The 15677-nt window shown below is 73.8% G+C and carries 15 protein-coding genes; 11 read left to right on the top strand and 4 right to left on the bottom strand.

The window, feature by feature from the left end:
- Window positions 1-103 precede the first annotated feature (103 nt).
- From nusA to GJR97_RS18660, 6 genes are all read left to right on the top strand, one after another.
- Complete coding sequence (gene nusA / locus GJR97_RS03205) at window positions 104-1102, top strand: transcription termination factor NusA (RefSeq protein WP_154345070.1); 999 nt, start codon at window positions 104-106, stop codon at window positions 1100-1102.
- Window positions 1103-1156: 54 nt separating this feature from the next.
- Window positions 1157-1402, top strand: coding sequence for a YlxR family protein (locus GJR97_RS03200; protein WP_154345069.1), 246 nt, complete (start codon window positions 1157-1159; stop codon window positions 1400-1402).
- An 88-nt stretch (window positions 1403-1490) separates the two neighbouring features.
- A complete protein-coding gene (gene infB, locus GJR97_RS03195) occupies window positions 1491-4286 on the top strand; it encodes a translation initiation factor IF-2 (protein ID WP_324613091.1) in 2796 nt (931 codons plus the stop codon).
- A 129-nt stretch (window positions 4287-4415) separates the two neighbouring features.
- Window positions 4416-4883, top strand: coding sequence for a 30S ribosome-binding factor RbfA (gene rbfA, locus GJR97_RS03190; RefSeq protein WP_154345067.1), 468 nt, complete (start codon window positions 4416-4418; stop codon window positions 4881-4883).
- A 243-nt stretch (window positions 4884-5126) separates the two neighbouring features.
- A complete protein-coding gene (locus tag GJR97_RS18460) occupies window positions 5127-6962 on the top strand; it encodes an FAD-dependent oxidoreductase (protein ID WP_154345066.1) in 1836 nt (611 codons plus the stop codon).
- Window positions 6959-8359 carry an adenylate/guanylate cyclase domain-containing protein gene (locus tag GJR97_RS18660; RefSeq protein ID WP_154345065.1) on the top strand — a complete coding sequence of 467 codons (1401 nt, stop codon included), beginning with the start codon at window positions 6959-6961 and terminating at the stop codon, window positions 8357-8359. The genes GJR97_RS18460 and GJR97_RS18660 overlap by 4 nt, the downstream gene beginning before the upstream one ends.
- Window positions 8360-8408: 49 nt before the next feature.
- Here the strand turns inward: GJR97_RS18660 and GJR97_RS03175 are convergent, their stop codons facing one another.
- Window positions 8409-9317 carry an HhH-GPD family protein gene (locus tag GJR97_RS03175; protein WP_154345064.1) on the bottom strand — a complete coding sequence of 303 codons (909 nt, stop codon included), beginning with the start codon at window positions 9315-9317 and terminating at the stop codon, window positions 8409-8411.
- Window positions 9318-9379: 62 nt separating this feature from the next.
- On the opposite strand from GJR97_RS03175, the gene GJR97_RS03170 reads away from it, so the two are divergent.
- Entirely contained in the window at window positions 9380-10048 is a 669-nt protein-coding gene (locus GJR97_RS03170) for a nucleoside/nucleotide kinase family protein (protein WP_154345063.1), read from the top strand.
- A 12-nt stretch (window positions 10049-10060) separates the two neighbouring features.
- On the opposite strand, the gene GJR97_RS03165 is transcribed toward GJR97_RS03170, so the two are convergent.
- Together GJR97_RS03165 and GJR97_RS03160 are read right to left on the bottom strand one after the other, a co-directional pair.
- Window positions 10061-11128, bottom strand: coding sequence for a hypothetical protein (locus GJR97_RS03165; protein ID WP_154345062.1), 1068 nt, complete (start codon window positions 11126-11128; stop codon window positions 10061-10063).
- Between the two features lie 70 nt (window positions 11129-11198).
- Complete coding sequence (locus GJR97_RS03160) at window positions 11199-12206, bottom strand: ketopantoate reductase family protein (protein WP_324613090.1); 1008 nt, start codon at window positions 12204-12206, stop codon at window positions 11199-11201.
- 58 nt (window positions 12207-12264) lie between these two features.
- Here GJR97_RS03160 and truB point away from each other — a divergent pair, with 58 nt between their 5' ends.
- From truB to GJR97_RS03140, 4 genes are read left to right on the top strand one after another with little or no spacing between them, the layout of a single operon-like run.
- Window positions 12265-13170, top strand: coding sequence for a tRNA pseudouridine(55) synthase TruB (gene truB, locus GJR97_RS03155; RefSeq protein ID WP_407643565.1), 906 nt, complete (start codon window positions 12265-12267; stop codon window positions 13168-13170).
- A complete protein-coding gene (locus tag GJR97_RS03150; protein ID WP_154345060.1) occupies window positions 13167-13535 on the top strand; it encodes a hypothetical protein in 369 nt (122 codons plus the stop codon). The genes truB and GJR97_RS03150 overlap by 4 nt, the downstream gene beginning before the upstream one ends.
- A gap of 26 nt (window positions 13536-13561) precedes the next feature.
- Complete coding sequence (locus GJR97_RS03145) at window positions 13562-14050, top strand: hypothetical protein (protein ID WP_229275943.1); 489 nt, start codon at window positions 13562-13564, stop codon at window positions 14048-14050.
- Window positions 14047-14976, top strand: a complete 930-nt coding sequence (locus GJR97_RS03140; protein WP_324613089.1) for a bifunctional riboflavin kinase/FAD synthetase — start codon at window positions 14047-14049, stop codon at window positions 14974-14976. The genes GJR97_RS03145 and GJR97_RS03140 overlap by 4 nt, the downstream gene beginning before the upstream one ends.
- A 16-nt stretch (window positions 14977-14992) precedes the next feature.
- Here GJR97_RS03140 and GJR97_RS03135 read toward each other — a convergent pair whose 3' ends face one another.
- Window positions 14993-15670 carry a hypothetical protein gene (locus tag GJR97_RS03135; RefSeq protein ID WP_154345059.1) on the bottom strand — a complete coding sequence of 226 codons (678 nt, stop codon included), beginning with the start codon at window positions 15668-15670 and terminating at the stop codon, window positions 14993-14995.
- Window positions 15671-15677 lie beyond the last annotated feature (7 nt).

The raw sequence follows: 15677 nt of genomic DNA, 5'->3' as shown, positions 1-15677 counted from the left end.
CGACGTCGTCGGCGCGTTCGGACGGAGCCCGTGTCATCCGCTACGCTTGAGTGTTCCGCCCGAGAGGGGGAGGCGGACCGAGAGCTGAATAGAGGAGGCCGTAATGGACATCGACCTCAGCGTGCTCCGCATGATGGAGCGCGAGAAGGAGATCCCGTTCGACGAACTGGTGCAGATCATCGAGCAGGCGATCCTGATGGCCTACCTCAAGCACACCAACCCCGGCCAGCACGGCCACGCGAACCCGAAGGGCGCACGCGCGCACCTCGACCGGAAGACCGGTCACGTCTCGGTCTTCGTCCCCGAGTACGACGAGGAGGGGAACGTCGTCGGCGAGGCCGAGGACTCCCCGAGCGACTTCGGCCGCATCGCCGCCTTCGCCGCGAAGCAGGTCATCAACCAGCGCCTGCGCGACATCGCCGACGACGCCGTCCTCGGCGAGTTCCGCGGGCGCGAGGGCGACATCGTCGCGGGCGTCATCCAGCAGGGCCCCAACCCTCGCATGGTGCACATCGACCTCGGCACCGTCGAGGCGATCCTGCCGCCCGAGGAGCAGGTGCCCGGTGAGGAGTACCCGCACGGCCAGCGCATCCGCGTCTACGTCACGAGCGTCGCCAAGGGTGCGAAGGGGCCGTCGATCACGGTCTCGCGCACGCATCCCGCCCTCGTCCGCAAGCTCTTCGCCCTCGAGGTGCCGGAGATCGCCTCCGGCGTCGTCGAGATCGTCTCGCTCGCGCGCGAGGCCGGACACCGGACGAAGATCGCGGTCCGCGCGAACCAGCCCGGCGTCAACGCGAAGGGCGCCTGCATCGGCGAGCTCGGGCAGCGCGTCCGCGCGGTCACCGCCGAGCTCGGCAGCGAGAAGATCGACATCGTCGACTGGAACGAGGACCTCTCGACGTTCGTCGCATCGGCGCTGTCGCCGGCGAAGGTGACGAGCTCCTTCGTGATCGACGAGGGCACCCGTGCCGTGCGAGCCCTGGTGCCCGACTACCAGCTCTCGCTGGCCATCGGCAAGGAGGGCCAGAACGCCCGCCTCGCGGCCAAGCTCACGGGCGCGAAGATCGACATCCAGCCGGATTCGATCCTCGACCAGGCGTGAGGCTCGCCGACCGCCCGGGCGGCGGTCGGAAGACGCCCAGCGTGGAGGTGTAAGATGGATCCGGTCAGAACGTGCATCGGATGCCGTTCGCGCGCCCCGCGGTCCTCGCTTCTGAGGGTCGTCGCCCAGCACACCAGAGTCCTCGCCGATACGTCGGCGGTGCTCCCCGGGCGTGGCGCATGGCTGCATCCGACGCTCGAGTGCTTCCGACTCGCCCAGCGACGGCGCGCCTTCGGGCGCGCGCTTCGCGTGAGCGGCGAGCTGGACACTTCCGATGTAGAGAACAGGCTGAACGGCTAATGGACAACTCATGAGCGGCTCGAAATGAGACCCGTCCGCCATTGATGGTCCGCCCCTGTCCCGGGGTCGGACCCGGAACAGGAGAGAAGTGGCTGCCAAACCACGCGTACACGAGATCGCCAGTGAACTCGGCGTCGACAGCAAGGTCGCGCTCGAGAAGCTGAAGGAGATGGGCGAATACGTCAAGGGCCCGTCGTCCTCGATCGAACCCCCCGTCGCACGTCGCCTCCGGGCCGCCCTCGAGGGCGCCGGCGCGGCGAGCAAGCCGGCCGCGGCACCCAAGCCCGCCGGCGCGAAGCCCGGCCCCAAGCCGGCGCCGAAGCCCGCGGCCGCGCCGCCGGCCGACGCTCCCATGAGCGTCGCCGAGCGCCAGGCCGAGGCCGAGAAGAGGGCCGCGGCCGCGGCCGCGGAGAAGTCGACGCCCGAGAAGGCTCCCGCCCCGGCGGCGTCCGCCGAGACTGCTGCGCCGTCGGCGCCGCGCCCCGGTTCCGCGCCGAAGCCCGGTGCGCCGAAGCAGGCCGACGTCGCGCGCCCGGGTGCGCCGAAGCCCGGCCAGAGCGCACCGCGCCCGGGCGGACCCCGCCCCGGTGCACCGCGTCCGGGCAACAACCCCTACTCGAGCTCTCAGGGCATGGGCCAGCGCCCGAGCCAGCCGCGTCCGGGCAACAACCCGTTCTCGAGCTCCCAGGGCATGGGCCAGCGCCCGACCCCCGGCAACATCCCGCGGCCCCAGCCCCCGCGTCCCGGTTCGCCGCGCCCCGGCGCGCCGCGTCCGGGCGGTGGCGGCGGCGGTCGTCCCGGCGGCTTCCAGCGCCCCGGCGGCGGCGGTGGCGGCGGTCCGCGTCCCGGCGGCGCCGGCGGCGGCTTCCGTCCGGGCGGAGCGCCCGGTGGCGGCTTCGGCGGTCCGCGCCCCGGCGGTGGCGGCGGCCGTGGTCGCGGCCCCGGCGGCGGCACCGCGGGTGCCTTCGGTCGCGGCGGCGGCAAGAGCAAGGCCCGCAAGTCCAAGCGGACGAAGCGGCAGGAATTCGAGATGCGGGAGGCCCCGTCGCTCGGCGGCGTGAGCGTCCCGCGCGGCGACGGCAACACCGTCATCCGCCTGCGCCGCGGTGCCTCGATCTCCGACTTCGCAGACAAGATCGACGCGAACCCCGGTTCGCTCGTCACCGTGCTGTTCCACCTCGGTGAGATGGCGACGGCGACGGAGTCGCTCGACGAGGCCACCTTCGAGGTGCTCGGCGCCGAGCTCGGCTACAAGATCCAGGTCGTCTCCCCCGAGGACGAGGACAAGGAGCTCCTCGAGGGCTTCGACATCGACCTCGACGCCGAGGAGGCGGAGGAGTCCGACGAGGACCTGCAGGCGCGTCCGCCGGTCGTGACCGTCATGGGCCACGTCGACCACGGTAAGACGCGACTGCTCGACGCCATCCGCAACGCGAACGTCGTCGCGGGCGAGGCCGGCGGCATCACCCAGCACATCGGTGCGTACCAGGTGCACACCGAGCACGACGGGATCGACCGCGCCATCACCTTCATCGACACCCCGGGTCACGAGGCGTTCACCGCCATGCGTGCCCGTGGTGCGCAGGTGACCGACATCGCGATCCTCGTGGTCGCGGCCGACGACGGCATCATGCCCCAGACGGTCGAGGCGCTGAACCACGCGCAGTCGGCGAACGTGCCGATCGTGGTCGCGGTGAACAAGATCGACAAGCCCGACGCCAACCCGGCCAAGGTGCGCCAGCAGCTCACCGAGTTCGGGCTCGTGGCCGAGGAGTACGGCGGCGACGTCCTGTTCGTCGACGTCTCGGCACGCGAGAACATCGGCATCCAGGACCTGCTCGACGCGGTGCTCCTCACCGCCGACGCCGGTCTCGACCTGCGCGCCAACCCCGACAAGGACGCGCGAGGCGTGGCCATCGAGGCCAAGCTCGACAAGGGGCGTGGCGCCGTGGCGACCGTGCTCATCCAGTCGGGCACGCTGAAGGTCGGCGACGCGATCGTCGCGGGAACGGCCTACGGCCGCGTCCGTGCGATGACCGACGAGAACGGCGACTCGGTCGCCGCGGCGACCCCGTCGCGTCCGGTCCAGGTCCAGGGCCTCTCGAGCGTCCCGCGCGCCGGCGACACCTTCCTCGTCACCGAGGAGGACCGCACCGCACGCCAGATCGCCGAGAAGCGCGAGGCCGCGGAGCGCAACGCGCAGCTGGCCAAGGCCCGCAAGCGCATCTCGCTCGAGGACTTCACGCGTGCGCTGGAAGAGGGCAAGGTCGAGGCGCTCAACCTCATCATCAAGGGCGACGTGTCGGGTGCCGTCGAGGCGCTCGAGGAGTCGCTGATGAAGATCGACGTCGACGACTCGGTCCAGCTGCGCATCCTCCACCGCGGTGTGGGTGCCGTCACCGAGAGCGACATCGACCTCGCCACGATCGACAACGCGATCGTGATCGGGTTCAACGTCCGCCCCGACGTGAAGGCGCGCGAGCGCGCCGCCCGCGAGGGCGTCGACGTGCGCTTCTACAACGTCATCTACAACGCGATCGACGACATCGAGAACTCGCTCAAGGGCATGCTCAAGCCCGAGTTCGAAGAGGTGCAGTCGGGTGTGGCCGAGATCCGCGAGGTGTTCCGCTCCTCGAAGTTCGGCAACATCGCCGGTGTCATCGTGCGGTCGGGAACGATCACGCGCAACGCCAAGGCGCGCGTCATCCGCGACGGCGTCGTGGTCGGCGACAACCTCGCGATCGAGTCGCTCCGCCGGTTCAAGGACGACGTCACCGAGGTCCGCACGGACTTCGAGGCGGGCATCGGCCTCGGCAAGTACAACGACATCCAGGTCGGCGACGAGATCGAGACCATCGAGATGCGCGAGAAGCCGCGGGCCTAGGCCCTCGGTGCGGGGCCCCGTTCGTCGACGCGATGAGCGGGGCCCCGACCCCTCCACCAGAACCGAAGGAACCGCACCGGGCGACGCCGCAGTCGCGGCATCCGGAGCGGAACGGAAAGGCAGGCCATCATGGCCGATCCGCAGCGGGCCAGGAAGCTGGCCGACCGCATCAAGGAGATCGTGGCGCGTCGCCTCGACAAGGGCCTCCGCGACCCGCGCCTCGGGTTCGTCACGATCACCGACGTCCGTGTCACGGGCGACCTCCAGCACGCCAGCATCTTCTACACCGTGTACGGCACCGACGAGGAGCGCCGCGACTCGGCGCTCGCACTGAAGGCCGCCACCGGCATGCTGCGCAGCGAGGTCGGACGCAACATCACGGCCCGGCTCACCCCGACGCTCGAGTTCATCGCGGACGCGATCCCCGAGAACGCCCAGCACATCGAGGAACTGCTCCGCGAGGCGCGCGAGCGCGACGCCGAGACCTCGGCGCTCGCGGCCGGCGCCCAGTACGCCGGCGACGCGGACCCGTACCTCAGCCCGCGCGACCTCGACGAGGACGAGGACGAGGTCGACGAGGAGTCCGCGGCGCGCTGATCGCGTCGCGATCGCCTGCGCGATCACGATCGACGGTCGGCCGCCCCGCGCGGCCACGGCGCCGCCGAGCTGCGAGACGGATGCCCCGGGGCCGACGCCCCGGGGCATCCGGCGTCCGCGCGCCACGCCGATGGCCCCACGGCCCTGTCGTGGGCCGCGGCGCCCGGGTACACTTCGGGCGTCGGCGGTACCCGGTCGACGACCCGAATGGGTGGTCCCGGCGTGCCGACGGGAGGAGATCGCATGACGAGCGCCGCACGACCGGTCATCCTCGTGGTCGCACGGGACGTCGGCGCGCGCACCTCCGTCGTGACCGAGCTCGAGCGCCGCTACCGAGTCGACTACGCCGTCGTCGCCGCGAACGACGAGCAGGAGGCCGCCGCCCGCATCGACGAACTCGCCGACGGAGGCGGCCAGCTCGCGCTGATCCTCGCCGACCGCGCGGGCGACCTCGACGGGCGGACCGTGTTCTCCCACGCCCGACGCCGGTTCCCCGACGTCCGCCGCGGACGGCTCATCGAGTGGGGGCAGTGGGGCGATGCCGCCGTGCGCGAGGAGATCCTCTCGCTCATGGCCGCCGCCGAGCTGGAGTACTACGTGATCCGCCCGTGGCACTCGCCCGACGAGTACTTCCACCGCACGATCACCGAGTTCCTGCTCGAGTGGGAGCGCTCGATCGGACTGCGGCCCAGGGAGGTCGCGGTGATCGGGAAGGCCGGACTGCCGCGCACGCACGAGCTTCGGAGCCTCCTCGCCCGCGGCGGCATTCCGCACGAGTGGCTCGAGCCCGACTCGGATGCCGCGCGCGAACGGCTGGCGGCGGTCGGCGTCGAGGACGAGGTGCCGGACGTGCCCGTCGTGCTGCTCCTCGACGGCCGGGTGCTGCGCGACCCGGGCAACGCCGAGCTGGCGGCCGCCTACGGGCTCACCACGACGCTCGACGGGGAGGCCGACGTGGTCGTGGTCGGCGCCGGGCCCGGGGGACTCGCCGCGGCGGTCTACGCGGCCTCGGAAGGACTGGACGTCCTCGTGGTGGAGCGGGAGTCGATCGGAGGGCAGGCCGGCTCGAGCTCCCTGATCCGCAACTACCTCGGCTTCTCGCGCGGCATCTCGGGCTCGGAGCTCGCCCAGCGGGCGTACCAGCAGGCATGGGTGTTCGGCGCGCGCTTCGCGCACGCGCGCGAGGCGGTCGGGATCGAGCGCGACGGCGACGGATTCCGGGTGCGCGTCGCGCCGGAGGACTGCATCCGCTGCTCGTCGATCGTGCTCGCGACCGGCGTGTCGTACCGACGCCTCGACGTCGACGAGCTGAAGCCGTTCGAGGGCGCCGGCGTCTACTACGGCGCCTCCGCGATCGAGGCGCAGGGCATGGTGGGACGACACGTCACGATCATCGGCGGCGGCAACTCCGCCGGACAGGCGGCGCTGCACCTGGCCCGGTACGCGGCATCCGTCACGGTCCTCGTGCGCGGCACCGGGCTGGCGGCCAGCATGTCGCAGTACCTCATCGACCAGCTCGTCGCGCAGGGCGTCGCCGTGCGGACGCGCGCCCAGGTCGTCGGCGGGGGCGGCGACGGCGTGCTGGAGCGGATCCGCGTGCGGGATCGCGACACGGGGGAGGAGCGCGACGTGGAGTGCGGCGGGCTCTTCGTGCTGATCGGCGCGGCGCCGCGCACCGAGTGGCTGCCGCCCGAGATCCTGCGCGACCGCTGGGGATACGTGCTCACGGGGCCGGAGGTCGTCGCCGAGGGGGAACGGGCGAACTGGCCCCTCGAGCGCGAGCCGTTCCCGCACGAGACGAGCGTGCCCGGCGTGTTCGCCGTCGGCGACGCACGTCGCGGTTCGGTCAAGCGCGTCGCCTCGGCGGTGGGGGAGGGCTCGGTCGTGGTGTCGTCGGTGCACCGGCGCATCGCGGAGGTCGAGACCGGTGCGGTCGAGCCGCCGGCCACGGCGACGCCGGTCGCGGCGAAGCTGCCCGCGGTCCCGCCGGCGCCCGCACCCTCGCAGGCGCCCGCATCCCCTGAGGCCGGCACGGCCGAGCCGGCGGCGCGACCCGGCGCGGGGGCGTCCGGGCCGTGACCGACCTCGCGCCCGGCACCGGTCCGACGGCACCGCCGCCGACCGCCGGGCGCGTCGCGTGGACGACCGTGATCCTCGCGATCCCGCTCGCGGGCCTCGCCCTCCTGATCGCCCGGCCCACGCTCGACCTCGAGTGGGAGCACCAGCCGACGCACTTCTGGCTCGTGCTCGCCGCCGGCGCCATCAATGCGGCGCTCGCCTGGGCGGTCGCCGCCGCGGCACGGCTGCGACACGACGCGCGCCTGGTGCTCGTGTCGCTGTCGTTCCTCGCCGCGGCGGGATTCCTCGCCCTCCACGCGCTCGCCACGCCGGGCGTGCTCCTGTCGGGCAGCAACACGGGGTTCGCCCTCGCAACGCCGGTCGGCCTCACGATCGCCGCGGTGTTCGCCGCCTGGTCGAGCGCCGACCTCGACGGGGCGCACGGCGCCCGGGTGCTGCGGCTGGCGCCGTGGCTCGTGGCCGCGCTCGTCGGGGTGATGCTGCTCTGGGCGGTCGCATCGCTGCTCGAGGCCGGACCGCTCGCCGCCCCGCCGCCCGAGCGCATGACGGGCCCGTTCGTCGTGCTCGCGATCGTCGGCCTCGCCTGCTACGCCTTCGCGGTCATCAGGTACCTCCGGATGCCGCGGCACGCCGCCTCGCCGCTGCCGCTCGCGTTCGCCGCGGCGTTCACCCTCCTCGCCGAGGCCGAGATCGCGGTCGTGTTCGGCCGCAACTGGCACCTGTCGTGGTGGGAGTGGCACGTGCTCATGCTCGCCGCCTTCGTCCTCATCGTGGTCGCGGCGCAGCGGTCGTGGCGCGAGGAGCGCTGGTCGGGCCTCTACACGCGCGACACCGCCGCGGGGGAGCGCGAGGTGTCGGTGCTCTTCGCCGACCTCGCCGGCTTCACGAGCTTCTCGGAGGCGCACGACCCGGCAGAGGTCACCGCGACGCTCAACGCCTACTTCACCGATGTGATCCCGCCCCTCGTGGAGCGGTTCGGTGGCCGCGTGGACCGGCTGATCGGCGACGCGGTCATGGTCGTGTTCGAGGATGGCGCGACCGGCTCGTCGCACGCTCGGCGGGCGGCGGGCGCGGCGCTCGCGCTCCAGCAGGCCGCGGTCGCGGTGCAGGACGAGCATCCGGACTGGCCGCGGTTCAGGGTCGGCGTGAACTCGGGAGTGGCGAACGTCGGCATCCTCGGCACGGGTGGCGGCCGCACGTACACCGTCATCGGCGACGCCGTGAACGTGGCCTCCCGGCTCGAGGGGTCGGCTCCCGTGGGCGGGGTCGCGATCGGCGCGGAGACGGCCAGGCGCCTCGGCGGATCGGCCGTCCTCCGGCCCCTCGGCGCACTCCAGGTGAAGGGCCGTCAGGCCCCGGTCGAGGCCTTCGAGCTGCTCGGTCTGGACGACGCGTAGCGGCACGTCCGCGAACGCGGCCCCGACGGCGAGCGGTCCGGTCGACCGGTCAGGCCTCGGGCAGCGCGAGCCCGCCGTCGACGCGCGCCGCCAGGCCATCGGCGACGAGTCCGTCGACGGCCCGCGCCAGCCGATCCGGATCCGCGACGACGCGTGCGAGCTCGCCGTGGGGGACGGGACGATGGGCGGCGCGCAGCTCGCGCATCACCAGTCCTCGTGCCTCGCGGTCGCTGCCGGCGAAGCGGGCCTGCCGCGCGCGTCGAGGTCCGTCGTAGGCGGGGTAGCTCGCCGCCCGCCACGCGCAGTGCGGGGCGATCGGGCAGTCGTCGCATCGCGGCGCCCGTGCGGTGCACACGGTGGCTCCGAGCTCCATGGCGCCGGCGTTGAACACGCGCGCCGCGGCGTGGTCGTCGGGCAGGAGTGCGTCCATCGCGTCGAGGTCGCGCCTCGTCGCCGGCGGTCCGGCCTCGGCGATGCCGTCGACCGCGCGGGCGATCACGCGGCGCGTGTTGGTGTCGACGACGGGGTGCCGCTCGCCGAACGCGAAGGCCGCGATCGCGCGCGCCGTGTACGGCCCGATGCCCTGCAGCGCGAGGAGCGCATCGAGATCCCGAGGCACGTCGCCGCCGTGGCGTTCCACGATCTCGGTGGCGGCGCGGTGCAGCCACAGCGCGCGGCGCGGGTACCCGAGTCGATCCCACATCCGCACGGCCTCCGACGGCGGCGCGGCTGCGAGGTCCGCGGGCGTCGGCCAGCGGCGCATCCACTCCTCCCAGCGCGGCTGCACGCGCGCGACCTGGGTCTGCTGGAGCATGAACTCGCTGACGAGCACCGCCCACGGCGAGACGTCCGCGGCGCGCCAGGGCAGCGGCCGGGCGGCCCCGGCGAACCACCGGTTCACCGCCTCGGCGATCGCGTCGGCCGGCGCGGCGTCCGTGGGTCGGGCGAGGGTCGGCATCCGTCCAGCGTACGGCGGCCGGTCGGTCGACGCGGTCGAGGCGGGCGACGTACGCTCGGAGCATGCGCCTGGTCACCACGCCTCGTGTGGCGTTCCTCCGCGAGGTCGCCGACGAGTTCCTCGCCCGCACGGGCCGCGGGCGGGTGATCGTCGCGATCGACGGTCCGCTCCGGAGCGGGAAGACGCAGCTCGGCGACGACCTGGCCGACGTGCTGAGGGAGCGCGACCGCTCGGTCTTCCGGGCGAGCGTGGAGGACTTCCACCGGTCGCGCGACGCCCAGGCGGAGTACGGGCCCGACACGCCCGAGCGCTACTGGCGCTACGGCATCGACGAGTCGCTCCTGCTGCGCACGCTCGTCGAGCCGTTCCGCATGGCCGGGTCGACGGCGTTCGTGACGCGCGGGTTCGACCTCGCGAGGGACGCCTGGGTCGAGCCGAGGTGGCGCACGGGCCCCGCCGACGCGATCCTCGTCCTGGACGGCCGGTTCCTGCTGCGGGAGCGCCTGCGCGACGAGTGGGACATCGCGATCGCGGTCGACGGCGAGCCCGCGGATGCCGCGGACCGCATCGCGTATGCGTCGAGCGACCCGAGGACGGTCGCATCCATCGTCATCGACCTCGCAGACCCGGCGCATCCGCGCCGCGGGGCGGCGGGTCGCGTCGGCGACGAGGACGGGCCGGCCGACGAGGCGTGGGCGGACGCGGCCGGCGCGCGGCCCGACGCCGACTGACGCGGGGGCCCGTCAGTCCGAGTTCGACGGGCGCGGGTCGGATGCTCCGTCGCCCTCCGGCACGGACCGAGACGTGTCGTCGGCACGTGCAGACGGTTCGGGGGTGGACCTCGACGCCCGCCTCCGTCGCATGACGAGCCGGCCGACCAGCCCGATCACGGCGACGACGACCGCGACGACGAGCGGCGGAGCGACGATCTCGGGCAGCGTCGTCGCCGATCGGAAGACGCCCGAGGCGTACTCGATCATCTCGTCGGGGCGCCGCGCCAGGACCCGGCTGCCGGCCGCGCTCGAGACCGCCGTGACGAGGGCCGGCCCGATCCAGAGCACGGTGAGCGCGACGAGGGCCGCGAGGACGCGCCCGACGGTGCCGATCCCGCCCCACGCGATCGCGGCGCCGACGAGCACGGCCGGCAGCCACCGGAGCGCGAACAGCACGGGTTCGGCAGCCGGCCCGCCCACCGCGGGATCGGGGAGGAGCAGTCCGCCCAGCCAGGACGACGACAGCACGGCGGCGACGGAGAGCCCGATGACGGCGCCGGCGCGGGGCGCCGCGGCGACGAGGACCAGGACGCCGACGCCGATGAGGTTCGCGAGCACCGCGACCGCGACCAGCGCCGCGACGTACAGGTCGGACTCGAACCGCTCCTGGAGCCCCCCGCGCACGACCGTCGTGGTCTGGACGATCGACGTCGCCTGCACCGCGAGGAGCCCGACGAGGATCCAGGCGACGCCGAACCGACGCTGCCGCGGCCGCGTCGCTCGCGCGGTGATGCCCGCGACCGCTGCGCCGACGATGAGCAGCGCGGCGATGCGCGTCAGGAAGTACTGGCTGAACGGCAGGAGTGCGAGCGGGTAGTCCTCGGGCAGGGCGTCCGTCGCCCAGAGGTTCTGCAGCGGCAGCCGCATTCCGTCGAGGAGCCACGGAAGCAGCCCGATGACCGCGGCCGCGGCGCCGATGAGCAGGCACACCCACCACCGGAGCGGGCGGGACCCGGCGTCGGCCGTCGCGCCCACCTCCGGGTCGCGGGTCCTCCGCTCGGCCGGGCGGGGTTCGGTGGCGGTGTCGTCGGGTTCCACGGCGGCTCGCTTCGGTCGGTCGTTCCGGTCGGATGCAGTGGCACCCTAGCGGCGTCGCGTCGTCGACGCCTCAGCCCGCGCCGACCTCTTCCAGGGCCGCGGCGACCCGTTCGGCCGGCAACGGGGCGCCCGATGCCTCGACCTCGTGCACCAGCGCGGTCAGCGCGCGATTCACGGGGGCGTCGACGCCGGCCGCCCGCGCCTCGCGGACGACCGCCCCGTTCAGGAAGTCCACCTCGGTCGGCTGCCCGCGCCGGAGGCTCTGCTGCGTGGAACCGAGGTTCGGCACCGACCCCATCCGCACGCGCATCGACCAGGGCAGGACCTGCGCGAGCCCGAGCGGCAACCGCGCGAACGCGCGCAGGCGCCGATCCCCGAGACCCTGCAGCGAGCCGAAGCGGATGCCGCGGGCGATCCCGACGCGAACGCACTCGCGCATGGACGCGGCGACCACCCGCCGCAGCGAGGGGTCGTCCACCACGTCCTGCACGCTCCGACCGACGATCGCGGGGACCGCGTTCAGCATGTTGACGACGAGCTTCGTCCACTGCGCACCGCGGAAGTTCGCCACCGCGACGACGGGCACCGCCTCCGAGATGAGCGAGGCGACGCGGCGCACCTCGGCGTCGGGCGGCCCGTCGCCCCGGCCGAGGTAGCTGGCCGCGGCCGTGGTGACCCGCACCGAACCGGGCTCGGTGTAGTTCGCGGCGATGATCGAGAGCATGCCCATGCACGCCGAGCGCGGCAGGAGCCGCTCGGCCGTCGCGACGCCGTCGAGGCCGTTCTGCACCACCACGACGGGCACCCCGTCGATGACCGCTCCGTTCGCCACGATCGCCGCCGCGGCATCCTGCGCCTTGGTGCACACGAGCACCAGGTCGGGCCGCACGGTCAGGCGGTCGGCGACCGCCGGGTGCACGTGCGCGTCGCCGTACCCGCCCGACAGGCGGATGCCGCCCGCGCGGATCGCCTCGAGGCCCGCGCCGCGAGCCGTCACCTCCACGTCGTGCCCCGCGCGTGCGAGGAGGGCGGCGAAGGTGCCGCCGAGCGCTCCCGCGCCGATGATGCCGATCCTCACCGGTCCAGCGTAGGGCGACCGAGCGGCGCGGGTGGTTCGCGCTGTTAGCCTGTACGGCGTGAACAGCGGCATCCTCCTCGTCGACAAGCCGCAGGGGATGACCAGCCACGACGTCGTCGCCCGCGTGCGGCGCCTCGCCGGGACCCGCAAGGTCGGCCATGCCGGCACGCTCGACCCGATGGCGACCGGGCTGCTCCTGCTCGGGATCGAGACGTCGACGAGGCTCCTCCACCACCTCGTCGGACTCGACAAGGAGTACCTCGCGACCGTTCGCCTCGGCTGGGGCACGACGACCGATGACGCCGAGGGCGAGGCGCTGCCCGCGGCATCCGCCGACGCCGTCGCCGCGATCGCGCGCGAGGCCGTCGAGGCCGGGATGGCCGAGCTCACCGGCACGATCGACCAGGTCCCGAGCGCGGTCAGCGCCGTCAAGGTCGACGGCAAGCGGGCCTACCAGCGCGTGCGCGACGGCGAGGCGGTCGAGCTCGCCGCCCGGACGGTGACCGTGTCGGCGTTCGAGCTGCTCGACGTGCGCGAGGGCGCCGGATGGCTCGACCTCGACGTTCGGGTCGCCTGCTCGTCGGGCACCTACGTGCGCGCGCTCGCGCGCGACCTCGGCGCCGCGCTCGGCGTCGGCGGGCACCTCACCGCGCTCCGACGGACGCGCATCGGCCGGTTCGACGTCTCCGAGGCCGGCCCGCTCGAGGGGCTCGACGTCGCGGCGGCGCGACTCACGCCGGCCGAGGCCGCCAGGCTCGTGCTCCCCGCGATCGAGGTCGACGCGGACGCCGTGCGCGACCTCCGCCACGGCAAGCGCATCGGCGCCGTCGAGGCTGCCGCGGCCCTGCCGGGCGGCGCGCCGATCGCCGCCGTCGGCCCGGGCGACGTGCTCGTCGCGATCGTCGAACGCCGCGGCCCGCAGCTCAAGGTCGTCACCGGGTTCCCCGCCGAGGAGGGCGCATGATCGAGTGGTTCGCGTACGCGCAGGTCGCCGTGGCGGTCGTCGCGGGCCTGCTCTGCCTCGTGCTCGGGCTCGCAGGCCGGGTCCCGAACGACCTGGTCCTCGGCTCGCTCGCACTCGTCGAACTGCTGCTCATCGGCCAGGTCGTCACCGCGCTCGTCGCGCCCGCCGTCGGCAACCCGCCGACCGGCAGCCTGCTGGAGTTCTGGGTGTACCTCGTCAGCGCCGTGCTGCTGCCGCCCGCGGCGGCGCTCTGGGCGCTCATCGACCGGGGCCGCTGGGCGACCGTCGTGTGCGGCGTCGCATCGCTCGCCGTCGCGGTCATGGTCTACCGCATGCTGCAGATCTGGACCGTGCAGCAGGCGTGAGGCTCGGTCTGGGAGAATCGAACGACATGAACGAGACATCCACCGCCCCTTCCGACGCGCGTCGCCGGGGGCGACTCAGCGGCGTCGGCCGGGTGCTCGTCGCCGTGTACGGCGTGCTCGCGCTCGCCGCGACCGGGCGCTCGCTCGTGCAGATCATCGAGAGGTTCGACGAGGCGCCCGTCGCCTACGCGCTCTCCGCGCTCGCCGCCGTCGTCTACATCCTCGCGACGGTCGCGCTCGTCATGCCCGGTCGTGCGTGGTACCGCATCGCGTGGGCGACGATCGTGTTCGAGTTCACGGGCGTGATCGTGGTGGGGCTGCTCAGCGTCCTCCGTCCCGACCTGTTCCCGCACGACACGGTGTGGTCGTGGTTCGGTCGCGGGTACCTGTTCATCCCGCTCGTGCTGCCGCCGCTCGGCATGTGGTGGCTCGCGCGCCATCCGGTGCGGGATGTCGCGGCCGACACCGCAGGCGACGTCCGGCGCCGCCGGGTCGACGCCGAGGGGCGCGCGTGAGGACGTTCGCGGGGATCGAGTCCGTCCCCGCCCACTACGGTCCCTCCGCCGTGACGATCGGCAAGTTCGACGGCGTGCACCAGGGGCATCGGGCGGTGATCGCGAAGCTCCGCGAGATCGCCGAGTCGCGTCACCTCGAGGCGGTGGCGATCACGTTCGACCGCCACCCCGCGGCCTTCCACGCACCCGACCGCTGTCCGCCGCAGCTCGTGAGCACGCGGCAGAAGCTCGAGCTCCTCGCGACCACCGGCCTCGACGCGACGGTGCTGCTGCACTACGACGGCGCACTGGCGTCGAACTCGGCCGAGGCGTTCGTTCGCCGCTTCCTGGTCGACGCGCTGGACGCGCGCGTGCTGCTCGTCGGCCACGACTTCCGGTACGGCGCGGGCAACGAGGGCGACGTCGAGATGCTCCGCCGCCAGGGCGAGGAGCACGGGTTCGAGGTCGTCGTCGTCGAGGACGTGATGCCCGAGGGCGGCCGCCGCGTGTCGTCGACCTGGATCCGCGAACTGCTCGAGGCGGGCGACGTCGAGCACGCCGCCGAACTGCTGGGCCACGTGCCGACCGTGAGCGGGCTCGTGGTGCACGGCTTCAAGCGCGGCCGCGAGCTCGGCTACCCGACGGCCAACCTCGCACTCGACTCCGAGGGGTTCGTCCCCGGCGACGGCGTCTACGCCGGATGGCTCATCGACGGCGGGGTGCGCTATCCCGCCGCGATCTCGGTGGGCGACAACCCCACGTTCGAGGGCGTGCCGAAGAAGCAGGTCGAGGCGTACGTGCTCGATCGCGACCTCGACCTCTACGACCATGTCGTCGGGGTCGAGTTCGCCCACCGCATCCGCGGCATGGAGAAGTTCGACGGCATCGACGCGCTCATCGTCCAGATGGGCCGCGACGTGGACCGGGCGCGCGAGCTGATCGACTGAGCGCGGCCGGGCGCGCTCAGTCCCGGGGGGTCGTCCGATCGGCGTCGGTCGGCGGGTGGGGCGCCGCGGCTCCGATGCCCGTCAGGAACCGCAGCATCCCGTGCGCCGTGTCGACCAGCGGACTTCCGTGCCCGAACTCCCAGCCGGCATCCGTCGCCCGGAGCGTGTGCCCCGCGATCACGGCTCGGATCTCGGTCGGCGCCGCCGCGGCGCGGCGCAGCGCGACGGCGCCGGAGGCCCGGGCGGAGAGCGGTACGACGGTGCCGGCGGCACCGCCGACGAGGAGCGCGGCGACGACGGCGTCATCGAGTTCGACGATCCCGGTCGGATGCGCGCGTGCGAGGATCCGGTCGGCGCGGGCATCCAGCGCGTCGGCTGCGGCCGACGGTCCGTCCAGGCGGGGCAGCTCCTCCAGGCGGCGGGCCTCGCCCCCGCGGACGAGCCTCCCGGCCGCATCGAGCGCGCGCCGCGACCGGCTCCGGCCGAACCCGCTCACGAGCTCGGCGGCGACCTCGTCGACGTGCCATCCCGGTCGCTCGGTCGACGCCGTCCAGAGGCCGTCGCCGTCGTGGCGCAGCACGGCGGCGAGCGCTCGCAGCACGTCGGCCGTCTCGGCGCGCCGGTCGGCGGTCACGCCGGACTCGTCCACGTCGGGGCGCCGACTGAGCGGCAGGTAACGCGAGAGGTCGGCCACGCGACCA

It is taken from the genome of Agromyces kandeliae (assembly GCF_009674665.1).
In the GTDB taxonomy this organism is placed as follows: Bacteria; Actinomycetota; Actinomycetes; order Actinomycetales; family Microbacteriaceae; genus Agromyces; species Agromyces kandeliae.
The sequence above is the reverse complement of the archived record's forward strand: the minus strand, read 5'-3'. Positions and strand labels throughout refer to the sequence as shown.